19 protein-coding genes and 1 riboswitch are annotated in these 23,889 nt (G+C 40.0%); of the genes, 1 reads left to right on the top strand and 18 read right to left on the bottom strand.

The features are described 5' to 3' along the window. Positions 1–53 precede the first annotated feature (53 nt). The 17 genes from FFM66_RS05885 to mgtA all read right to left on the bottom strand — a co-directional run bounded on the left by FFM66_RS05885 (position 54) and on the right by mgtA (position 20,609). On the bottom strand, positions 54–1,085 hold the full coding sequence (locus FFM66_RS05885) for a SepM family pheromone-processing serine protease (RefSeq protein WP_137605298.1): 1,032 nt from the start codon (positions 1,083–1,085) through the stop codon (positions 54–56). Further along, complete coding sequence (gene coaD / locus FFM66_RS05880) at positions 1,075–1,569, bottom strand: pantetheine-phosphate adenylyltransferase (protein WP_048605103.1); 495 nt, start codon at positions 1,567–1,569, stop codon at positions 1,075–1,077. Before coaD ends, FFM66_RS05885 begins: the two co-directional genes overlap by 11 nt. 1 nt (position 1,570) lies before the next feature. Beyond that, the gene (rsmD, locus tag FFM66_RS05875; RefSeq protein WP_137605297.1) at positions 1,571–2,125 is read right to left on the bottom strand and encodes a 16S rRNA (guanine(966)-N(2))-methyltransferase RsmD; all 555 of its coding nucleotides are present in this window, start codon (positions 2,123–2,125) and stop codon (positions 1,571–1,573) included. 84 nt (positions 2,126–2,209) lie between these two features. Further along, positions 2,210–2,548, bottom strand: coding sequence for a YlbG family protein (locus FFM66_RS05870; protein ID WP_048605101.1), 339 nt, complete (start codon positions 2,546–2,548; stop codon positions 2,210–2,212). Then, a complete protein-coding gene (locus FFM66_RS05865; RefSeq protein ID WP_137605296.1) occupies positions 2,538–2,969 on the bottom strand; it encodes a YlbF/YmcA family competence regulator in 432 nt (143 codons plus the stop codon). Before FFM66_RS05865 ends, FFM66_RS05870 begins: the two co-directional genes overlap by 11 nt. Then, a complete protein-coding gene (locus FFM66_RS05860; protein WP_137605295.1) occupies positions 2,966–4,084 on the bottom strand; it encodes a CAP-associated domain-containing protein in 1,119 nt (372 codons plus the stop codon). Before FFM66_RS05860 ends, FFM66_RS05865 begins: the two co-directional genes overlap by 4 nt. A gap of 18 nt (positions 4,085–4,102) precedes the next feature. Continuing rightward, entirely contained in the window at positions 4,103–7,525 is a 3,423-nt protein-coding gene (locus tag FFM66_RS05855; protein ID WP_137605294.1) for a pyruvate carboxylase, read from the bottom strand. Between the two features lie 21 nt (positions 7,526–7,546). Next, entirely contained in the window at positions 7,547–8,716 is a 1,170-nt protein-coding gene (locus FFM66_RS05850) for an FtsW/RodA/SpoVE family cell cycle protein (protein ID WP_137605293.1), read from the bottom strand. A gap of 3 nt (positions 8,717–8,719) precedes the next feature. Beyond that, positions 8,720–9,022: an Fpa/YlaN family protein gene (locus FFM66_RS05845; protein WP_048605096.1), complete on the bottom strand. Its 303-nt coding sequence runs from the start codon at positions 9,020–9,022 to the stop codon at positions 8,720–8,722. A 325-nt stretch (positions 9,023–9,347) separates the two neighbouring features. Further along, a complete protein-coding gene (gene typA, locus FFM66_RS05840) occupies positions 9,348–11,189 on the bottom strand; it encodes a translational GTPase TypA (protein ID WP_048605095.1) in 1,842 nt (613 codons plus the stop codon). Between the two features lie 134 nt (positions 11,190–11,323). Continuing rightward, positions 11,324–12,094 carry an inositol monophosphatase family protein gene (locus tag FFM66_RS05835; RefSeq protein WP_137605292.1) on the bottom strand — a complete coding sequence of 257 codons (771 nt, stop codon included), beginning with the start codon at positions 12,092–12,094 and terminating at the stop codon, positions 11,324–11,326. A 7-nt stretch (positions 12,095–12,101) separates the two neighbouring features. Then, the gene (locus FFM66_RS05830; RefSeq protein WP_048605093.1) at positions 12,102–12,377 is read right to left on the bottom strand and encodes a UPF0223 family protein; all 276 of its coding nucleotides are present in this window, start codon (positions 12,375–12,377) and stop codon (positions 12,102–12,104) included. Between the two features lie 107 nt (positions 12,378–12,484). After that, on the bottom strand, positions 12,485–13,891 hold the full coding sequence (gene lpdA, locus FFM66_RS05825) for a dihydrolipoyl dehydrogenase (protein ID WP_048605092.1): 1,407 nt from the start codon (positions 13,889–13,891) through the stop codon (positions 12,485–12,487). 7 nt (positions 13,892–13,898) lie between these two features. Beyond that, on the bottom strand, positions 13,899–15,506 hold the full coding sequence (locus tag FFM66_RS05820; RefSeq protein WP_137605291.1) for a dihydrolipoyllysine-residue acetyltransferase: 1,608 nt from the start codon (positions 15,504–15,506) through the stop codon (positions 13,899–13,901). Between the two features lie 35 nt (positions 15,507–15,541). Next, the gene (locus tag FFM66_RS05815) at positions 15,542–16,519 is read right to left on the bottom strand and encodes an alpha-ketoacid dehydrogenase subunit beta (protein ID WP_048605090.1); all 978 of its coding nucleotides are present in this window, start codon (positions 16,517–16,519) and stop codon (positions 15,542–15,544) included. A gap of 2 nt (positions 16,520–16,521) precedes the next feature. Continuing rightward, a complete protein-coding gene (gene pdhA, locus FFM66_RS05810) occupies positions 16,522–17,631 on the bottom strand; it encodes a pyruvate dehydrogenase (acetyl-transferring) E1 component subunit alpha (protein ID WP_048605089.1) in 1,110 nt (369 codons plus the stop codon). A 383-nt stretch (positions 17,632–18,014) separates the two neighbouring features. Next, the gene (gene mgtA / locus FFM66_RS05805) at positions 18,015–20,609 is read right to left on the bottom strand and encodes a magnesium-translocating P-type ATPase (RefSeq protein ID WP_137605290.1); all 2,595 of its coding nucleotides are present in this window, start codon (positions 20,607–20,609) and stop codon (positions 18,015–18,017) included. Positions 20,610–20,904: 295 nt separating this feature from the next. Further along, a riboswitch (M-box (ykoK) riboswitch) is annotated at positions 20,905–21,080 on the bottom strand. Between the two features lie 104 nt (positions 21,081–21,184). Here mgtA and FFM66_RS05800 point away from each other — a divergent pair. After that, on the top strand, positions 21,185–22,666 hold the full coding sequence (locus FFM66_RS05800; RefSeq protein ID WP_137605289.1) for an AcpB/EbpR/MafR family transcriptional regulator: 1,482 nt from the start codon (positions 21,185–21,187) through the stop codon (positions 22,664–22,666). A 51-nt stretch (positions 22,667–22,717) separates the two neighbouring features. Here FFM66_RS05800 and wecB read toward each other — a convergent pair whose 3' ends face one another. Next, positions 22,718–23,815 (bottom strand): non-hydrolyzing UDP-N-acetylglucosamine 2-epimerase, encoded by a 1,098-nt coding sequence (gene wecB / locus FFM66_RS05795; RefSeq protein WP_048605086.1) that lies wholly within the window; start codon positions 23,813–23,815, stop codon positions 22,718–22,720. Positions 23,816–23,889: the final 74 nt, after the last annotated feature.

Genomic DNA, 23,889 nt, shown 5'->3' with positions numbered 1-23,889 from the left:
TCAAAAAAATTATAGCATATTCTGCAGTCCACGTGTCTTTTCCCGCTAAAAAGTTAGTCAGCCAAAGATTCCAAATAATCCAAGGCATCCTGAACATTTTTCACTGGAACGATTTTCATTTTTGTCTTCAGTTTTTTAGCCGCTGCTTTAGCTTCTTCATAGTTTGATTTTAGTTTTGGCTCATCTGATACATCATCATCCGGTGCAAAAAAGATTTCGGCACCGCTCTTGCTGGCACTGGCAACTTTTTTATCAATCCCACCAATACGACCAACTTCTCCTGTAGTGCTGATGGTGCCGGTTCCGGCGATTTCTTTTCCTTGTCGCAGATTTTTATCTGTCAATTGTTCATAAATTTCCAAAGTGAACATTAAGCCAGCGGAAGGCCCTCCGATATTGTCTAAATCAAAGTTGATTTTTTCCTGACTGGAAACTTCGGTATGATCTGTCAACGTGATACCAATTCCTGGTTTACCAGTCGTGGGTAACTTCATCAGTTTTCCTTCTGCTGTTTTTTCTTTGCCATCCTGCAAATAGGTAACCTGCATTTTTTGTCCGATTTTTTGATTTTGAACATATTTCATAAATTCTTCACTGCTTTTAAACGACTGACCATCCGCTGCCGTAACCGTATCACCGATTCCAATTTTTCCGTAAAAATCGGAATTTTTTTCGACACCCAATACATAAACACCTTTATAGCTCATCGTATAGTCTTTGTCTGCTAATTTTAAAGCCTGTTCGATTGCAGTATTTTGTGAGGATTCCATATAAAAAGCTTGAATTCGATTGTACTCATCATCTGTGGCTCCCCCAAGCAATTCCTTTTCACTGACCAAATCTTCAAAATCTGTAAGCTTGGCTTTAATCATCCGAAAAACTGTGGCTTGTCGAATTTCTACTGAGGTTAAGGAAAAGGAACCAGATGCCTCGTCTTCTTTACCATTGACAGTAATCAATTCCTTCAAATCAATCGTAGCTCCCGGCGCTTCCACATAATACGATGTAGGAATAATTGCACAGGCGGCAAGGATTAAGGCAGCCAACAACAGGAGGAGTCGTTTTAACGATACTTTATTTTTCACTAGAATCACGCTTCTTTACAATTTCTTGGTATACATTTGGTGGAAAATATTTTTGAACATCGCCACCAAAATGCAAAACCTCTTTTAAAAGACTGGAGCTAACGTGACTGTATTCCGGACTGGCCAATAAAAAGACCGTTTCGATTTCTGGTGCAAGATGGTGGTTCATCATCTGAATATCTTTTTCATATTCGTAATCTTTCACACTTCGAACCCCACGCAATAAAAAGTTGGCCCCTAATTTTTTTGCCGTCACAACTGTCAATTCTGTTTCCTGAGCAATGACTCGAACATTTTCTAAGTGAGCAACGCTTTTTTCAATCAGTCGTTTTCGTTCCTCTGATGTAAAAAAACTTTTTTTATTCGTGTTGACAAAAATGCCGATGATCAGTTCATCAAAAAGTTTGGCGCCCCGTTCAATGGTTTCTAAATGACCATTAGTAAACGGATCAAAACTTCCGGGAAATAATGCAATTTTCTTCATTTTAGACCTCTTCTCGATAAATCGTGATTTCAGTGATGCCATAGGTTTGGCGGCGAACGGCGGATAAGCGGCCGATTTGCTCTGGTAAAGAAACCTCTTTTGCTGTTTCGCAAACGATTCTGGCATTTTTTTTCAATAGCCCACCTGCCAGTAGTCCTTCAATGTCTTTGATGATTTCTTGTTTGGCATACGGCGGATCAAGAAAGACCAAATCAAACGTCTGTCCTTGTTTTTGCAGCTCATTGATAGCTGCTTTTGCCTCCATTTTTAAGGTATAAAATTTTTCTTCCTGTTTCGTCAAAGCAATATTTTCTTTGATGACCTTCATCGCAGAAAAGCTGCGATCCACACAGACTGCCTGTTCCATCCCACGAGAAATGGCTTCAATTGCCAAACCGCCGCTTCCTGCAAACAAATCCAAACAGTTTCCCCCATCAAAATATGGACCAATCATATTGAAAATCGATTCTTTGATTTTATCAGTCGTTGGCCGCGTATTGGCTCCTTCCAAACTTTTCAGCCGGCGACCGCGAAATTCTCCTGAAATTACACGCATCTGCTTTCCTCCAGTAAAAACTTTTCTTCAATTATACACAAAAAAGGTTGGCTTCCAAACCAATGGACCCCAACCCGTTTTCTATCAAACATTTTCAGCCAAGCGGATTTTTGTATTGATTTCTTCGTCATAATCCTCTGCTTGGTAAGCAGCCCTTGTTCCAATTTTGTCAGCAAAATTCATTTCAATATCTGGACGATAGGAAGGCTCAACTGAACGGACAAAGTGTAATCGTTCGATTTTTTCTTTCATTTCTCCAAAGTTTTCTTCATTGAGATAAATCACGACATATTTCATTTTACGGGAGACATAATGCACAAATCCCAGTCTTTTTAAATTTTTTAATTGTCGCAAACTGTAAACCCAAACCACCAATCCTCGTCGTTTGATCAATTCAAAGTTTGCTGTTGTATCAACTTGCATGACAACTTCCTCCACAACCGGAGTGTCCGCCCGTTTCAAAAAACGGATTTCCGGCATCAACTTTTATTTCATCAGAAATCGTTTGCGCAATCGTCAAACCGATTTCATCTAACAGTTCTTGCAAATCAGTTTCTGCCAAACGAAAATCTGCCACCGTTTCATTTAAATCCAGTGCTCGTTTTGCTTTACGTACCGATCTCTGTTTTTCCCGATAATCAGGTGCAAAATTTCCATAAGAAGCAATTTGCTCAAACTGATTTTTTTTTGCCTCAAAGACTGATTTTAACTGCATAGCAGCAGAGTCATTATAAAGGTTTTCTCGTTTCTGCCGATAAGTCGCAAAAACCGCAGAAGATTTCACCATATCCAGTACTGCTGTCAGCTGATCTTCTATTTTGAAAAAGTGATCATCATAAATCATTGTTCTTCACTTTCCTCTACCTTGGTTTCTCGTTCCTGTAATAAGACTACCATATTTTCTTTTGAAATGGCAACGGCTATTCCTTCAGAATCATCACGGAAAAATTTGGTATGTAAATATGGATCACTATAATAGGTCAATAACTGAAAGGTTGGATCATACACGGGAAATTCCATAACCCCTTGCGCTTTTTCGATTTTATGTTCTTGCAGTATTTTGCCCCACTCCTCTGAACTCAAAAAGAAGGGTTGGAGATTTCTTTTTTCTTTTACATCCTCAAAAATTGCCAATCGTTCCTCATTAAGAAATTCCTGTGGCGTTTCTAAAAAGTCTTTTAAAAGTTTTTCTGAAGACTGTTGCAAGTCAAAATCTGACTGATACTCCGGCAGTTGATCCATTCCTCGTAAAAGATTCAACAGCACGAAGGAATTTTCTGATTTTGCGTGATCGATTGGTGCCCAATCATCTGCTTCTTCCACGAAACTCGGCAGATTTCCATCAACGACTTGATAAGGAGCAAGCTTTAACAACGTTTCTTCATCGACAAAAGCGGCTGCAAATAATTTGCTATTTGCCTGATCAAAAAATAAAACTGCGAAACTGCCGTTATCAAAAGCAATTAATGGGCGATAATTCATATCCTCTTCCATCAGTTCCAAAGAAATCGATTCTTTTTGATACTCCAATAAAAAATTAGGGTAAATCATTGTTAATTGAGAAAGCTCACTCATGGTCATCCCCATAGCAAAAGGTTCTAGATTTTTTGCCGCTGTACCGGTGGTTTTGACCATCGTGATTTTTCCGTTTTTGCTGTTTACTTCAAGATATTCTTCCTCCAGCGTCGGATAGAGACTGACTGTTTCCCCATACCCCGAAGAATAGGATTTGATAGGTGTACCAAATTGTTGGTTGAAGGCTTTCACCGTCATGCCAATCGACGTTGCATATCCCTGTGCTTTAATGGGTTCATAATTCATAGTGGTCGGAATCCCGTCCACTGAAGTCGTCACCGATTGTCGAGGTTTTGACGGACTTTGGGGAAAGAAAACAGGCTGCAGATAAACAACCGATAAAGCCAGCAGAAACAACCCGATAAATAATCCCCCTCGCTTCACGCCAAAACCTCCTTCTCGTTATTTTTCTTTAACTTCAATCAGCAAATCATCGGTGGTGATTGCTTCGCCTTCTGTCACATAAATATGTTCTACCACACCATCAAAACGTGCTTCAATCGCTGTCTCCATCTTCATTGCCTCAGTGACCATCAGGGTATCTCCTCGTTCCACACGGTCCCCTTTTTTCACTAGAACACTTAAAACAGAGCCCGGCATAGTAGCGCCAATCTGCTCTTTATTCGTTGGTTCTGCTTTTCGCTTGGTTTGAACCGAGCTGATGATGGAATTATCTTTGATTACGATTTCGCGCCGTTGCCCATTTAAATTGAAAAACAATACTCGATTTCCTTCGATATCTGGTTCACCGATTTCGTCCAGTCGAATAATCAGGATTTTTCCCTTTTCTATTTCGACATTGATTGTTTCCCCTAAGCGCATTCCTTGGAAAAAGGTCGGTGTATCTAAAACTGTCACATCGGCAAATTGCTCGTTTGCTTTTTGATAATCAAGAAAAACTTGAGGATACATCAAATAGCTGAGCACTTCTCGCTGGTTAGGTTCATAATTGATTTTTTCTGTTAATTCGGCTTTTACCTTTTCAAAATTCACTGGTGCTGCCAAAGCTCCCGGACGTTCTTGAAATGCAGGGCGGCCTTTTAATATCGCTTTTTGTAGTTTTTTAGGGAAGCCTCCAACTGGTTGCCCCAGCTCACCTTGGAAGAAAGTCACCACGGATTCTGGGAAATTCAAATCTGTCCGCTCGTAAATATCATCTTCTGATAACTGGTTTTGTACCATGAACAATGCCATATCTCCAACAACTTTTGAAGATGGAGTAACTTTAATGATATCACCAAACATCAGATTGACTTTTTGATACATTTTTTTGATTTCATCCCATTTTTCGCCTAAGCCGACCGCTTTTGCCTGTTGTTGCAAATTCGAATACTGTCCACCGGGCATTTCATGGAGATAAACTTCTGTTTGTGGTGCATTCAACCCATTTTCAAAGGGTTTATAAAACATCCGCACATCTTCCCAGTAATGATTGATCTCTTGTGTATTTGCCACATCAATTTTTGGCTGACGAACATTTTGATCCAGCGCATAATACAAACTGCTCATACTTGGCTGGCTCGTTGATCCACTCATGGCACTCATGGCAACATCGACGATATCCACGCCGGCTTGTGTAGCGGCTGAATAGGTGATAATCCCATTTCCACTAGTATCATGGGTATGAAGATGGATAGGAATATCCACCGTTGCTTTCAGCTCACTGATTAAGCGATATGCAGCTTTAGGTTTCAATAATCCCGCCATATCTTTGATGGCAATTATATGAGCCCCAAGATTTTCCAGTTCTTTTGCCATATCTTTATAATATTGAACCGAATACTTTGCTCGGCTAGGATCGTTGATGTCCCCAGTATAACAAATTGTTGCTTCCGCAATTTTGCCAGTGTCACGAACTGCTTGAATACTTTTTTCCATTTGAGGAATCCAATTCAAGCTGTCAAAAATCCGAAAGACATCGATGCCTTGCTGTGCAGCTTCTTTGATAAATTCAACAAGAACGTTATCTGGATAGTTGGAATACCCTACCGCGTTTGATCCACGAAAGAGCATCTGTAACAGAGTATTCGGCATCAATTGACGAATTTTCTTCAATCGTTTCCAAGGGTCTTCATTTAAAAAGCGATACGCAACATCAAAGGTGGCTCCGCCCCACATCTCTGCAGAAAAAAGTTGTGGCAAAGCCTGCTCTGTCGCCGCAGCAATTTTTTCAAAATCATGCGTCCGTACTCGCGTTGCCAATAAACTTTGGTGGGCATCCCTGAAAGTTGTATCGGTTAAAAGTAATTCTTTTTTCGCCGTTACCCAGTTTGAAACTGCTTCTGCTCCGTCACGATCTAGAATTGTTTTTGCCGTTTCATGGAATCCTGTCACGATTTTCTTCGGCAACCGAGGTTCCGCAAAGAAATGTTTCGTGGTTTTCTCGATTCCCGGGAAACCATTAATCGTAATTTCACCAATATATTTCATGGTTTTATTGCCGCGGTCCCGAAGTCTTGGAAATTCAAATAACTGGGGTGTGCTGTCAATAAAGGTAGTTTTGGCATTTCCTGTTTGAAAAACAGAATGATTGATCACATTTTGCATAAAGGGAATATTGGTTTTGACTCCCCGAATCCGAAATTCCCGTAAACATCTTTGCATTTTTTGAATCGCCTGCTCAAAGGTTGCCCCATGAGTACACACCTTAACCAATAACGAGTCAAAATAAGGGGTAACTACCGCTCCCGCATAAGCATTTCCTACATCCAAACGAACACCAAAGCCGCCGGGTGAACGATAAGTATCGATTTTTCCCGTATCTGGCATAAACTGATTCAATGGGTCTTCTGTCGTAATCCGACATTGGATTGCCGCACCTGTGAATCGTAAATCTTTTTGTTCAGGAATTCCGATCTCTTTGTGAAGATCTTTTCCTTGAGCAATTAAAATCTGTGACGTAACAATATCAACATCAGTGATCAACTCTGTAATCGTATGCTCCACCTGAACCCGAGGATTGACTTCAATAAAATAAAATTGATCCCCTTCCACAAGAAATTCAACAGTCCCTGCATTGATATAACCGACATGCTTCATTAATTTTACTGCCGCTTGACAGATTTTTTCCCGTTGGTCTGCATTTAAGGAAACACATGGTGCAACTTCTACGACTTTTTGGTGTCGTCGCTGAACAGAGCAGTCCCGCTCAAATAAATGAACCACATTGCCATGGGTGTCTCCTAAAATCTGGACTTCAATATGTTTCGGATCTTGAACATACTTTTCAACATAAACTTCATCACTGCCAAATGCAGCTTTTGCTTCGCTTTTTGCTCGATCATAGCCATCACGAGCTTCTTTATCATCCCGTGCAACCCGCATGCCACGACCACCGCCGCCTAGTGCCGCTTTAATCATGATTGGATACCCATGAGTATTTCCAAAGGCCAATACTTCTTCAATGGAAGTAACCGGCCCCTCTGAACCGGGAATTGATTGGATACCTGCCGCAACGGCCGCTTCTTTGGCTTTGATTTTATCGCCGAAAATATCTAAATGATGGGTGGATGGTCCAATAAAAATAATGCCTTCTTGTTCACAGCGTTGGGCAAATTCCAGATTTTCTGAAAGAAAACCGTATCCGGGATGAATCGCCTCTGCTCCAGACTCTTTTGCGATACGCAAAATATCTTCAATATCCAGATAAGCATCAATCGGTTTTTTTCCTTTACCTACTAGATAAGCCTCATCTGCTTTAAAACGATGGACAGAATACTCATCTTCTGCCGCATAGATACCTACTGTTTGAATATGCAGTTCCGAGCAAGCTCGAAACACTCGAATGGCGATTTCGCCTCTGTTCGCAACAAGAATCTTTTTCATTAAACCACTCCTCAAGCATTTTTAGTTTGCCAAATCTAAACCATATTTTTTTCGTTTTTCTTCTGCACTAATGTTCAAAACAAATCCGATACAGATGGAAAGCATTAATAAACTTGAACCGCCTTGGCTCAGAAAAGGAAAAGTGATACCGGTTAAAGGAATCAAACCAGAGATTCCTCCCAAATTAACGAAAGTCTGAATCATAAACAGTGCACCAATACCGATACACATCATAGAATTAAAAGGATCAGAGGAACGAATTCCTACAAGAATGATCCGGGCAATCATATAAAACAATAATGCCAACACCAAAAGCGCGACAATTAACCCTAATTCTTCAATAACAATGGAAAAAATATAATCCGTATGGGCAAATTTCAAGAAACCTTTTTTCTGGATACTGTTTCCTAACCCGCGACCAAACAATCCGCCATTATAAATAGCGTAGTAACCGTTGACCATTTGATGACCTTTATTGAATTCATCAGCAAAAGGATTTTGAAAAGTTGCAAATCGACTATACACATGGGCGGGTAAAAACTTGCCATGGGTAAGGTTGATAACCTCAATAATTCCTATACTACCAAGAATTCCTGCGATTCCTAAAATCCATGTATAGATATAATTGATCCCGCTGGCAAAAAGAACCGTAAGAACGATCAATGCAATAATCGTAGCATTCCCAAAATCGGGCATCAACGCAATAATAATCAATGCAATAGCGATAGGAAACAAGGGTCTGCGTACCGTCTCAAAAAATGTTTTCCCTTGGATTGCCGATTGTCGATTGGATAATTTCAACGAAAGATACCAAATAGAAACGATTTTCATATATTCAGCCGGCTGAATCGAAAAGCCGCCTACTTGTAACCAACCTTTTGCTCCATTACTTTCTTCTCCGATAACGAGTACTAATAATAGTAAAGCGATGATTGTAATCATCGCCATCCAGGCAAACCCTTTTGTGCGAAAGACATCGGTTTTCATTTTATAGATCACCATGATTACCGCAAGACTCAAAACCCAGAATACCGCTTGGTTGATTACCGAAGACATGGTATTTTGATTGGTCTCCAGTAATACATATGAAGTCGAACTATAGACCATCACCAAGCCTAAAATACATAAAATAAGATATGGAATCAAAATTCCATAATCTAAAAGATGACGTTTTTTTATTTGCTTTGGCAAGTGTTAAACCTCCTTGCCGGATTCACTGTTTTTTGCTTGTTTTTCATACACTTCGCTGTATAAAATATTTAAATCCCGTTCAACATCACTTAATAATTGATGCCCCGCTTCTTTAGAAACAATCCCTAAACGAATTGCGTAAGCAACTTGACGAGAAAGACCATACATCTGCGTGTCGACAACTTCTTCAAAGGCTTTGCATTGAGAAATACACAAACTATTTTTTTGATCACGAATTAACCGTTTGATACGGTCGGCATCTTGTTTTAAAACATCTAGAGCAAACTCTGGAGAAATAGATTCCATTTTGCACCGAACCCCCTCTTTTGTTTCATCATTATAGCATATCTACAAAATATTTTGGATAGCTGGAAAGAAAGCTTTACTAGATTTTTCTGTAAATTCACGAAAAAGCCGAACGATTTTTCTAATTTATCGATTTTCAACTTTTTAATCACCCTCCGCCGTGAAACATCAATAGAATATGAAACATTCAAACAGAATATTTCTGCCTTATTAAAATCTTTTAAAAGTTTTTTCCATTAGAATCACGGTTTCTCATTCAAAAACCTATGAAGTTTTCCACAAAAAAACGTCGAAATGATTTCTCATCTCGACGTTTCTAACCATTCTATAAATCACTTACCATTTTTTTCTTTTTCGACGCTTTTTCCCGTTCGTTTTTGTTTAGGATTTGTTTCCGTAAACGAATACTTTCAGGAGTCACTTCACAGTATTCATCGTCATTCAAGAATTCCAATGATTCTTCTAATGTCAAAATCCGTGGTTTCTTGATTACAGAAGTTTGGTCCTTATTTGCTGAACGAACGTTGGTCATTTGCTTCGCTTTTGTAATATTGACAGTTAAGTCATTATCCCGAGAATTTTCGCCAACGATCATTCCTTCATAAACTTCCGTACCTGGTTCAACAAAAACGGTTCCCCGTTCTTCCGTACTCATGATGGAATACATTGTTGCTTTTCCTGTATCAATAGATACCAAGGCACCTTGGCGTCGTCCGCCAATTTGTCCTTGCAACATTGGAAGGTACTGATCAAAGGTGTGGTGCATGATTCCATAACCACGAGTCATTGAAAGAAATTCTGTCGTATAACCAATCAATCCACGAGCTGGTGCCAAGAAAATCAACCGTACTTGTCCATTTCCTGTATGGATCATATCTTGCATTTCAGCTTTACGCATCCCAAGAGATTCAATAACTGATCCCATGTATTCTTCCGGTGTATCGATTTGTACTCGTTCAAAAGGTTCACATTTCACACCGTCAACTTCTCGTTCAATAACTTCTGGGCGAGAAACTTGCAGTTCATAACCTTCACGACGCATATTTTCGATCAAGATCGACAAATGCAATTCACCACGACCAGAAACAATCCATGCATCCGGAGCAATTGCTTCTACTCGCAAAGAAACATCTGTTTGCAGCTGAGCCATCAAACGTTCTTCAATTTTACGAGCTGTTACGAATTTACCTTCACGACCAGCAAAAGGTGAATTGTTTACTAAGAAGGTCATTTGTAGGGTTGGTTCATCAATATGCAGAATTGGTAATGCTTCTTGATGATCGACTGGTGTCACTGTTTCACCAACAAAAATATCTTCCATACCTGAAACGGCAATCAAATCCCCAGCTTTTGCTTCTTGAATTTCTAAGCGTTTCAAGCCAAAGAAACCAAACAATTTTGTTACTCGGAATTTTTTCACTTCGCCATCCAATTTCATCAAAGCTACTTGGTCCCCAACACGGATTGTTCCACGGAATACACGACCAATACCGATACGTCCAACGTAGTCATTGTAATCCAATAATGAAACTTGGAATTGCAAAGGTTCTTCACTATTGTCTACCGGTGCCGGAATGTGTTCGATGATTGTATCAAAAACAGGCTCCATTGTGTGTTCTTGCGCTTCAGGATCATCAGAAAGACTTGATGTTCCATTAATTGCTGATGCATAAATCACTGGAAACTCTAATTGTTCATCATCTGCACCTAATTCGATAAATAGTTCTAACACTTCGTCAACTACATGTTCAGGACGTGCAGAAGGTTTATCAATTTTATTTACAACCACGATTGGTATTAAATGTTGTTCCAATGCTTTTTTCAACACAAAACGAGTTTGTGGCATCGTTCCTTCATACGCATCAACGACAAGAACTACCCCATCAACCATTTTCATGATCCGTTCAACTTCACCACCGAAGTCCGCATGTCCAGGTGTATCCATGATGTTGATTTTTGTTCCTTTATATTCAACCGCTGTATTTTTTGCTAAAATCGTAATTCCACGTTCTTTTTCAATCGCATTGGAGTCCATTGCCCGTTCTTGTAATTGGGTATGACTATCTAAGGTATCTGATTGTTTTAGCAATTCATCTACTAGCGTTGTTTTCCCGTGGTCAACGTGGGCAATAATGGCAACGTTGCGAATATCTGTTCTTAATTTCAATGTAATTTCTCCTTCTTTGTTCTCCTCAATAGCACTCGACGGCTAATTATAACAGAATATCTTTCTGAAATATAGTGAAAAGTTTTCATTTTTTTGAAAAAACGGTTGTCATCATGCTATTTTTGCTTGTGAAACTATGCCTCTTGAATAATTGCCCGCATTTCTTCATATGCTGCCGGAGTTCCCGCCAGAAAAAGTTCTCGACCATCCAGCTTTAGAGGTTCCCCATCAATGGCAGAAAATTTCATTCCTAATGCTTCCAGCAGGACATCTCCCGGTGCATAATCCCAAGGTGCTAAATTAGAAATATAGCCATTGCGACGGCCTAAAGCGATACCGATCAATTCTTTACCGGCACAACCAGACATCCTCACTCCCATAGCAATGTCGCCGATTTTTTGACAATTAAATGCATTTTGCTTATACAAGTTGGTATTCATCCCAACCATTCCTTCATTTAATGCTAAATTTTTTGGTGGTGTGATTTTACGGTCATTACAAAAAACGCCGATTTCCTTACCACCCCAAAGAAATTCATCCTTCATGACATTATAAACAAAACCAAAACGTCCGATGCCCTGTTCATAGACTGCTACCATGATACAAAAATTTTCTTGTTCCAAGACAAAGTTCATGGTTCCATCAATCGGATCGATAATAAATACGCGGCCTTGCAAATCCATTAATTTATCGCGACCATTTTCTTCTCCTAAAATTTTCGCCTCCGGATCAAAGGCTAAAATTTTGGCTGTCAAAAAGTCTTGTGTTGCTTTATCAAGATTAGTCACGAGATCTTTACGACTTGACTTGGTCTCCACCTGCAAAACTGTCTCATTCAAATTTTCTTTGATCGTTTCTCCAGCTTGGTAAATCCAGCTTTTAATCTGGTCAATCATTTCATCCATCACAAATTCAACCTTTCATTCTTAATTGTCCATTGGGTTCTTTTTTCGCCTCTTGGAGAGTATGATAAAGCGAGTAGCCCGAAAGCTTCTCAAACTCGCGTCCCAATTTCCGTTCTTCTCCCAGACTTTTGACGACGGTCTTAAATTTTTGATAGCTTTGGAGAAAAACTTCTGCTTTGAGCCCTTTTTCATTGGCGCGCTCCAGTTTTTCCCACATATCCATCACGATCACCATTTCTTCTGTTGACCAATCAAGATCAAGGGGATATTGATATTCCCGCATCTTTTCTCACCTCAAACATTCAATTCTTAGTGTAGCATAAAGTCTGACGAAAAATATAGAAAAAGAGCAGGTTTTCACCTGCTCCTAATCCTTTATTAAAATTTAGGTTAGATATGGATTGGCATACCTAAAGCAAGTTCTGAAGCATCCATCACGATTTCACCTAAAGATGGGTGTGGATGGATCGTCAATGCGATATCTTCGGCATTCATGCCAGATTCAATTGCTAACGCTAATTCAGAGACCATGTCACTTGCACCGACACCAGCAAGCTGTGCACCAATTAAGACATTGTCATCAACCGTCGTTACCAAACGAATGAATCCTTCAGTTTTTCCTAGAGATAATGCACGACCATTACCAGAGAATGGGAATTTGAAGGCTTTCGCATTCAACCCGGCCTCTTTTGCTTCTGCAATCGTCATCCCAACAGAAGCTAATTCAGGATCAGTAAAAGCAACAGCTGGCATTGCTTTGTAATCTACAGCAACTTTTTTACCTGAAATTGCTTCTGCAGCAATTTTTGCTTCATAGCTGGCTTTGTGAGCCAAGGCAGCACCGGGAACAATATCACCGATTGCAAAGATATTCGAAACATTCGTCCGACCTTGTTTGTCTACTGGGATCAAGCCACGTTCACCAATTTCAACGCCTGCTTGTTCCAAACCAAGATCATTTGTATTTGGACGACGCCCAACAGTAACCATGACATAATCAGCAGTGACAGATTCTTGTTTGCCATCTACTTCATAGTTAACGGTCACACTGTCACCATTGTCGATTGCTTCCTTCGCCATTGCTTTAGTAATGACTTTCATGCCTTTTTTCTTGAATTCTTCTTCAACGATTTTAACCATATCTTTTTCATAGGTTGGCAAAATTTGAGCTGTACCTTCAAGAATTGTTACTTCTGAACCAAGATTGGCATACGCGCCGCCTAATTCTGCACCGATAACACCGCCACCGATGATAACAAATTTCTTAGGAACTTCTTTTAATGCCAGACCGCCGGTAGAATCTAACACACGACCGCCAAATTTAAAGCCAGGAATTTCGATTGGACGAGAACCTGTTGCGACAATTGCATTGTTGAAAGAATACGTTTGTGCTGAATCTGGATGCATTACTCGCAACGTATGTTCATCAACAAAAAATGCTTCACCTTCAAGAATTTCTACTTTATGTTTCTTCAATAGGAAGCCAACACCGCTGGTTAATTTGTTAACAACGCCATTTTGTTTCCATTCTTGTGTTTTAGCAAAATCCAACGTAACGTTTTCGCTAGTTACGCCAAACAATGATGAATCCAAAGATTCTTGGTAATGATGACCAGCAGAAATCAATGCTTTTGAAGGAATACAACCAACGTTTAAACAAACGCCGCCAATATATTCCCGTTCAATGATTGCCACTTTTTGTCCCATTTCAGCAGCACGGATGGCAGCTACATAGCCGCCAGGTCCCGCACCGATTACAACTGTATCTAATTCAATAGCAAAATCTCCAACTACCATTTGTTTATCATCCTTCCATCAACATTAATTCTGGGTTAGCCAATAGACGTTTAATGTTGTTCATTGCTTTTTGAGCTGTTGCGCCGTCAACGATTCGGTGATCGAAACTCAATGATAATTTCATTACACGACCGACAACGATTTCTCCTTCTGCATTGACGATTGGTTGTTGAGAAATAGTTCCCACGCCAAGGATCGCAACTTCAGGGTAGTTGATAACTGGAGTGAACCAGCCGCCGCCGACAGAACCAATATTACTGATTGTAACTGTTCCGTTGCGCATATCATCTGCTGCTAATTTACCATCATGAGCTAATTTTGCTTTATCATTGATTTCATCAGCAATCGCAAACATTCCTTTTTGATCCGCGTTCTTAACATTTGGTACATATAAGCCATGATCTGTATCCGTTGCAATACCAATATTGAAATAATGTTTGTAAACAACTTCTTGGGATGCATCATCAATAGATGCATTCAATACAGGGAATTTTTTGACTGTCGCTGTCAAAGCTTTTACAACATAAGGTAAGAAAGTTAATTTTGTGCCATTTTCTGCAGCAACTTCCTTGAATTTCTTACGATGATCCCATAATGCAGAAACTTCCACATCATCATGCAATGTAACATGAGGTGCTGTGTGTTTGCTTGTAACCATTGCTTTTGCGATAGCTTTCCGAGTCGGCGTCAATGCTTCGCGTGTTTCCAAATCACTTAGATTTGAAGTAAATGCCTTTGGTTTTGCCGCAGGAGCTGCCGCTGGTTGTGCAGAAGCTGAAACGCTTTGTGCTGGTGCGGCTGCTGGAGCTTTTCCACCGCCGGACAAGAATTGATCAACATCTTCTTTAGTTACACGTCCGCCTTTTCCTGATGCTGTTACTTGAGAAATATCAACATCTTTTTCACGGGCATATTGACGAACAGAAGGCATTGCCAATACACGTTTGTTTGGATCTGCTGCTTCAACCACGGTAGCATTAGCTGCTGCTGGAGCTGCTGCTTTTTCTTCGCTTGCTGGTGCGGCCGCAGCAGAAGCATTATTGTGTCCCGGTGCATCGATTTCAACAAGGACATCGCCTACGTTTGCAACGGTGCCTTCTGGAACAACAATATTTTTCACTGTGCCTGTAACAGGAGAAGGAATTTCTTCTACTGATTTATCATTTTGTACTTCTAATAATGTGTCATCTTCGTTGATGGTATCACCGGCTTTAACGAACCATTTTACGATTTCGCCTTCTGCGATTCCTTCACCGATATCAGGCAATTTAAATTGATAGACGCCACCGGAAGTACTTTCTGTTGGCACTGCTGCTGGTTGTGCAGGTGTTTGTTCTTGTGCAGCTACACCGGCATCTCCTTCATTGTCTTCATGACCAGGTGCATCGATTTCAACAAGAACATCCCCTACATTTGCAACGGTACCTTCTGGAACGACGATATTTTTTACTGTACCTGTGACAGGAGAAGGGATTTCTTCTACTGATTTATCATTTTGTACTTCTAATAATGTGTCATCTTCATTGATGGTATCGCCTGGTTTTACAAACCATTTTACGATTTCACCTTCTGCAATTCCTTCACCAATGTCTGGTAATTTAAATTGAAAAGCCATTTTATTTTCTTCCCTTCTGAGTTAATTAGCGTTGATTAAAAATTCACGATTTCTTTCACTTTTGCTTCAATATCTGACGCATTTGGTAACCAGATATTTTCAGCTTGACCAAATGGGAAGACCGTATCTGGTGCAGAAACCCGACCAATCGGTGCTTGAAGTGACAATACTGCCCGCTCAGAAATTTCTGATACTACTTGGGCACCAACGCCGGCTTGTTTTTGTGCTTCTTGAACAACAACCACACGACCGGTTTTTTCAACGGATTTGATAATCGTTTCAACGTCTAAAGGTGCAACTGTACGCAAATCGATAATCTCCACATTGATATTTTCTTTTGCTAAATTGTCGGCAGCTTTGATTGCTTCACGAACCATTGCGCCATAAGTAATGATTGAAACATCGGAGCCTTCACGAGTTACTGCTGCTTTGTCCAAAGGTACTTCATAAGCTTCATCCGGCACTTCTTCCCGGAAGGAACGATATAGTTTCATGTGTTCCAAAAAGACAACAGGATCATTGCTGCGAATGGATGCAATCAATAGTCCTTTTGCATCGTAAGGATTTGATGGAATAACCACCCGAATACCTGGTGATTGAGCAATCAAGCCTTCTAAGTTATCTGAGTGCAATTCAGGGGTATGCACGCCACCACCAAATGGTGAACGGATTGTGATTGGCAAGTTGCGTGTTGCACCCATACGATAGCGGGTACGAGCCATTTGTCCTACGATTTCATCCATTACTTCAAAAACAAACCCAAAGAATTGGATTTCAGGTACTGGACGATAGCCTTCTAATGCTAAACCAAAGGCTAATCCGCCGATACCAGATTCAGCCAACGGTGTATCAAATACGCGTTCTTCGCCGAATTTAGCTTGCAGACCTTCCGTCGCCCGGAAAACACCGCCGTTTTTCCCAACGTCTTCACCAAATACTAAAACATTTTCGTCTTTCTCTATTTCAAGAGCTAAGGCATCAGTAATTGCTTGAATCATTGTTTTTTGCGCCATGACTATTTCGACTCCTTCGCTTCATAGATTGCAATTTGTTCTTTGATATTTTGTGGTTGTACTTCAAACATACTCTTCAAGAAATCTGAAACTTTTTGTTTTGGTACGCGATCGGCTTCTGCAATCGCAGCTTTGATTTCTTCTTTTGTTTGTTCGATTACTTGTTCTTCTTTTTCTTCAGACCATAATCCTTTGTCCGTCAAATATTTACGCATCCGGATCAATGGATCTTTTTGTTGCCATTCGCCATCTAATTCTTTCGAACGGTAACGGGTTGGGTCATCCCCTGACAATGTATGCGGACCATAACGGTAAGTCAATGTTTCAATTAAAACAGGTCCATTTCCGTTAGCTGCCCATTCACGAGCGGCTTTTGATACAGTATAAACAGCTAATGCGTCCATCCCATCAACTTGGATACCTGGGATACCAGCGGCTACTGCTTTTTGTGCCAAAGTTTTTGCTGCAGTTTGTTTTTCACGAGGGGTTGAAATAGCAAACCCGTTGTTTTGGATGAAGAATACTGCATTTGCATGATAAGCGCCAGCGAAGTTGATTGCTTCATAGAAATCACCTTGGGAAGAACCGCCATCACCAGTATAGACAAATGTAACATTTTTACTGCCACGTTTTTTCAATCCTAAAGCAACGCCGGCTGCTTGCACATATTGTGCGCCGATGATAATTTGTGGCGGCATTGCGTGGAGATCTTCTGGGTATAGGTTTCCGGCAGCGTGCCCTCTTGACCACAAGAAAGCTTCTTTTAATGGAAGTCCATGTTGTACAAGTTGAGGAACATCACGATACCCTGGGAATAGTCGATCTTCTTTTTCAAATGCGAAATGACTCGCTAATTGGCTGGCTTCTTGCCCGGCTGTCGGAGCATAAAAACCTAACCGTCCTTGTCTGTTGAGTGCTGTTGAGCGTTGGTCCAGTACACGTGACCAAACCATTTGAGTCATTAATTCTACTAGTTTTTCATCAGATAAATCAGGTACTAATGCCTCATCCACCACATTGCCGTCTTTGTCCAAAGCTTGGAATGTTGGAAAATCTGCATTGATTTTTTCTAACAAACTTTCGAAATCAATTTGTTTTTGATTCTTTGCCATCTTGTCACACTTTCCTCTCTTAGAAATTCTAGTCGGGTGAAACAGCCACATTAACTGTATCACTTTTTTTATCACTTACATTACTAAACTATCATTTCTCTGCTAGAAAGACAAGTAAAATGCAATCGTTTTAATTAAATAATTTTCAAAAAGCCCAAGTTTCATCAAAGCTTTAGTGAAACACATCACAATTACACAACCGTTTTCACTTTTCTTGCTGTATGAGAAATCATGAACAGAAATATTAATACAGTTTTTCAAGTTATATCATACAGTTTGTATTTTTTAAGCAGATTCTAGTGAAAAATATTCGGGAAGTTTTCAAAATGATTTCTTTCACAAAAAAATCCTTCGCCAAAAGACGAAAGATTTTAAAAAAATGATTAAATCCAATTATTTGTTTTCTTGATATAGATTTTTTTAGCAATTTGGACCACCAGCAGGTAACTGAGGATAATTCCAACAAACCAAATCCAGTAACTTGCAGGAAGCAAAACGAAACCAAAAACATCTCGAAGGGGAGATAAGACGACAAAAGTTCCTAAGGCAATAGCTATCATACTTGCTGCCAACACTGGTAACGAGGCCATACTTTGAAAAAATGGAACTTTTCTAGTTCGCAGCATATGCACCACTAGTGTTTGACTGACTAGACCGACCATAAACCACCCGGTTTGGAAAAGGCTTTGTTCAGCAAGCGTGTTACCGCTAAAAATAAACCACATCACAACATACGTTAAAATATCAAAGATACTGCTGACTGGACCAATAAAAAGTGTAAATTGAAGCAGGTTGCCAATCTCCCAGCGAACAGGCTTTTGCAGTTCTTCTTTATCCACGTTGTCCCAAGGAATCGTCAGTTGTGCCATATCGTAAATCAGATTTTGCACCAATAACTGAATCGATAGCATTGGGAGAAAAGGGAGAAAAGCACTGGCAACTAAAATTGAGAATACATTTCCAAAATTGGAACTGATTGTATTTTTGATGTATTTCATCATATTATTAAAAACTTTTCGACCTTCAATGACTCCTGTTTCCAAAACGTTTAAACTTTTTTCCAAAAGAATAATCGAACTGGCATCCTTCGTGATATCTGCCGCTGTATCTACAGATATTCCCACATCTGCTTTTCGTAGTGCAGGAGCATCATTGATTCCATCCCCCATAAAGCCTACGGTATGTCCTTTTTCTTGCAGACTGGCAATGATTCGTGATTTTTGCATAGGATTCAATTTAGCAAAAAGATTAGTATTTTCCACCAATTCAGCTAATTCTTTTTCGCTGATTTCTTCTATATCAGAGCCTAGTAAAATCCTGTTGACTTCGATCCCAACATCTTCGCAAACTTTTTTGGCAACGATAGGATTGTCGCCAGTCAGCACCTTGACGTTGACACCGTGTGCATGCAGAGATTGAATTGCTGATTTTGCTGATGCCTTGGCTGGATCAAGGAAGCCGACAAAACCGATTAAAATCATGTCTTGCTCATCTTCGATGGAATAGGTCGCGGCTGTATGAGCGTCCCGTTTGATTGCCACTGTCAGAACCCGCATACCTTTTTTATTCATTTGAATATTGACTTTCCGCATTTGTTTTCGCAGTTCATCCGTCAGAGGAATTGTTTTGCCGTCAAGTTCTGCATATTGACAAATTTGCTCCATCTCTTCAACAGCACCCTTTGTTACCATGATTTGATGCCCATCTGCTTTAACCACGGCGGTCATTCGTCGCCGAGAAAAATCAAAGGGAATCTCATCAATTTTAATTACTTCATTAAAGGGCAACGTACGATCCGTCTCTTGATAATAGTTGATTACCGCGATATCCATCAAATTTTTCCAACCGGTTTGGTAATTGGAATTCAAGAAAGCCATGTCCAATACTTGTTGATTTTCTTGACCTAACGGATTGAGATGTTCCACTAAGACCACCCGATCTTCGGTGATTGTTCCGGTTTTGTCTGTACATAAAACGTCCATGCTACCAAGATTTTGAATCGCTGGTAATTCTTTGACGATTACTTTTTTCTTTGAAAGCGCCAAGGCGCCCTTTGCTAAATTGCTGGTAACAATCATCGGCAACATTTCTGGCGTCAATCCTACAGCCACCGCAATTGCAAAAAAGAAGGCCGAGCTCCAATCACCTTTCGTAAAACCATTGATCAAAAAAACGACGGGAAATAATACAGCCACCATTCGCAATAACAGTTTGCTGACCTGAGTCAGTCCTGTTTCAAAAGCAGTTTTTCCTTTTTTTTTGGTAGCATTTTTGGCAATATCACCGAAAAAGGTCATCTGACCGGTCTTTAAAATAATGGCTATTCCTTGCCCACTTAAGACATCCGTTCCCATAAAAACCAGGTCCTGCATGTCTAAAGCTGAAACATTTTGTTCTTTGTCGATTCCTGCCTCGACAAATTTTTCTACCGGCATAGATTCTCCTGTCAATGAAGATTGATTCACAAAAAGGTCTTTCGTCCAGACTAAAATCGCATCTGCTGGAATCATATCACCGGTCGCCAAAGTAACAATATCTCCCGGTACGACTTCATCCATCGGTATTTCCCGTTTGATTCCTTCTCGTGTGACGCCACAAGTATTTTCGATCATTTCCTTGAGGGCCAAACTAGCTTTTTGGGAGCGATATTCTTGAATAAAAGTGATTAATACGCTGGCTAAAATCATAATTCCCATAACAATCGCCGCTTCAAAATCACCGGTAGCAGCAGAAACAATCATCAATAACGCTAAAACTAAAACAAAGGGATCTTTAAAACCACCAAAGAATAATAACCATGCTGGAGTTGGTTTTTCTGCATCAATCCGATTGGGACCAAATTCAGCCAATCGTTTTTGAGCATCCTCTTCCGAAAGTCCATTCAGTGAAGTTCGCAAATTCATGAATAGCTCTCTTTCTGAAAGGAGAGCAAGTTTTTTTAATTCCAATTCTTTTGAGTCGTTTTTTTTGTTTAACATTTTCTTTCCTCCTGTTTGCTAGGAGTTTAAGAAACAGAACTCCTAGCACTGATTTTCATGACTGATATTCTTATCTGGGGACTGGGGACTGGGGTGATCCATAACCATCATCCTTTCATTTTGTCACTGGTCAAGCACTAGAATTTCTTTTGTCTTTTCATCGAAAATATATGATTTTTCACAAATTCGATGACCAATTTTCCCTTCAAAAACGCAAAGAAAATCTGTATCACTGTACGAATTCAACAAAACACAAAAAAACGCGCGCTCAACAATGAACACGCGTAATACGAACGTTTTTGATCATCGTAGAGCTTTAGCACTATATAGCGTAGATCGTCATTATGACTATCAGCTGCATTATGGATGACCTTCACGATCTATCCCTGTTCAAACCAAACTAAGAATCTCTCGATCCTTTCGCGGCAGCAGCTTGTTTCTATATAGGAGCCTCACCTAACAATTATTTAATTACACTTCAACTATAAATCAGGATTACAAAATAGTCAATAAGTTGTTTATTTTATCTTGATTTTGACTATTTTAATTCGTTACAATAATAACGAGGTGATGGTTTGAATTTACGCAATTTATTGAAAAAAGAAGATAAGAGACGTTTGCTTTTGCTTGAATATCTTTACTTTAACAAAAAAGACGCAACCAACATGGACTTGCTGCAGGTGACAAAAAGTTCTCTTCCCATCTTGCGGGAAGACATCCAGCAGATCAATCAACAGATTCCGGAATTGAAGATTGAGCGAGTGCAAAGCGGCTATCGTTTAAGACATCTTCCAGGATTTGGTCTGGATTCGCTTTATAGTCGTTTGATTGGTCAAACCACCGAAATGCAGTTGTTGCATCTTTTGTTGCAAGAAAACTGCAAAGTACAGACGGAAGCCGCTGAACGATTATTTATCAGTACTACTTCCTGTAATCGCCTTTTAAAAAAATTAGCAGAAATTTTAGCAGAAAAAGAAGTGCGAATCGAAAGAAATCCTTTACGCTTGTGTGGAAATGAACCCTTCATCCGTTACTTGTTTACTAAATATTTCAAAGAGCATCGTAAAAATAATGTCACTTTTTTTCCAGAGACAGATCTGGATCAGCGTCTGAGTCAATGGATTGTTTCTTTTCTGAAAGAAAACCGACTGGATGAACAATATCTGCTCCATGAACAACTGGTCATTGCTGCTTCCGTAGCTATCCTCCGTTTGCAGAAGGGGCATTCGATGGTTGCTTGTTCTGCAGATAAATCCTTCATTCTATCAGAACCACAACTTCTGACAGAAATCCAACAGGAAGCACTCGGTAAAAATATCCCTTATTTTATTGAAGAAATTCTTTGGCCCTATTTTACCGACAGCTATTTCTTATCAACCAACCATTTTACCACTGCCAAAAAAAATAATCCTTGGGTAGCAAAAGTCTACGGTTTTGCAGAATACTATTTACAAGAATTAGAACAACACTTTTCTCTTTCCCTTCCATCACAAAAAAGACAGCAGATCTTACAGCTTCTCTGTGATGAGAATTTGATTTATACAAAAAATGGCGATATCGTGACAATTTTGAGGAATGATCGGCACCATTTTATCGAGGACTACCAGCAAAATTATCCAAATGAATTGCAGCAACTTCACCAATTCATCGATCATTTCCGATTGAAATATCGCGTACGAATTACGTCTGATCAACGATACCATCAACTCTTTATCTTACTGACGGCTCTGCCGGATTTATTGGAAAAATTGATGCCGCCGTTACGTATCCTCGTCATGTCAGACATCGCACCTTTTCATGGACAATTTCTAAAAGAAAAAGCACATCAACTTTTAGACGGAAATTTAATATTTTCAACTATTGAAAATATTTTTGATCATCACCATTTGATTCAGCAACAGTTACAGCAATTTGATTTGCTTCTCACTACCTTTGAGTTGCTCCATACTTTTCCAAAATTACCCGTGATAACCATTAAAGCTGCCCCGTCATTGGAAGACTTTCAGAAAATTCAACGTACCATCAATCACCTAATCCGAACTCGAGAACCCAGCTGAAGATGAAAAAAATCCAAACGATCGCCAGATTCTAGCGTTTGGATTTTTTTCTTATTTAAAATATTCTGCGATGGCAGCGGCAATTCGTTCACTTGCAAATCCGTCACCGTATGGGTTATTCGCCTGCGCCATTTGCTGATGGGCAGCGGAATCTTCCAATAATTTCTTCGTTTCCTGATAGACAATGGTCTCGTCAGTCCCTACTAATTTCAATGTTCCCGCCGCAATTCCTTCTGGACGTTCGGTCGTTTCTCGTAATACAAGAACTGGTACGCCCAAGGATGGCGCTTCTTCTTGTACCCCACCGGAATCAGTTAAAATCAGATAGCTCTTTGCTGCAAAATTATGAAAATCTACGACATCTAAAGGTTCGATCAACCGAACATTTTCAGCATTTCCCAAAATTTTTCGGGCAGTTTCCCGCACGCGGGGATTTTTATGCATTGGAAAAACAATCGAGACTTCCGGAAATTCCCTTGCGATTTTTGCCAACGCTCGAAAAACATGGACCATCGGCTCACCAAGATTTTCCCGCCGGTGCATCGTTACTAAAAGCAGTTTTTCCTTTGTTGAAAGGTTTTGATGATGATAATCTGCTGAGACCGTATATTTCATTGCATCGATTGCTGTATTTCCGGTAACCACGATGGCCGTTTCTTCTCGATGTTCCCGCCGTAAATTTTCGGCACTTTCTTTCGTAGGGGCAAAATAAAGATCTGCCAAAACATCTGTCAATTGGCGATTCATTTCCTCAGGATAGGGTGACCATTTGTTCCAAGTTCGCAAACCAGCTTCCACATGACCGATTTTTATTTGTTGATAAAAAGCCGCAGTTGCCGCCGCAAACGTCGTTGTCGTGTCTCCATGTACTAAAATAATATCGGGGCGTTCCGCAAGCAATATTGGCTCCAGTGCCAATAAGACTTTTGTTGTGATTCCCGTCAATGTCTGATTGGCGCTCATAATATTCAAATCATGATCCGGATGAATTTGAAACACCTGCAAAACCTGATCCAACATTTCCCGATGCTGTCCCGTCACTGTTACAATAGAGGTAAAACGCGGGTCTTGCTCCAATGTTTTAATCAGCGGTGCCATCTTGATTGCTTCCGGACGTGTCCCAAAGATAGACATTACTTTAATCGTCATTGTTTCACTTCCTTTTCCCCATTGTACCAAAAAAGCCCAGCAAGTCCACTCTCCTCAAAACAAAAATCGTGCCG

Origin of the sequence: Enterococcus songbeiensis (assembly GCF_005405265.1) — a bacterium.
GTDB classification, from domain to species: domain Bacteria; phylum Bacillota; class Bacilli; order Lactobacillales; family Enterococcaceae; genus Enterococcus_C; species Enterococcus_C songbeiensis.
This window is presented reverse-complemented; position numbering and strand designations above follow the sequence as displayed.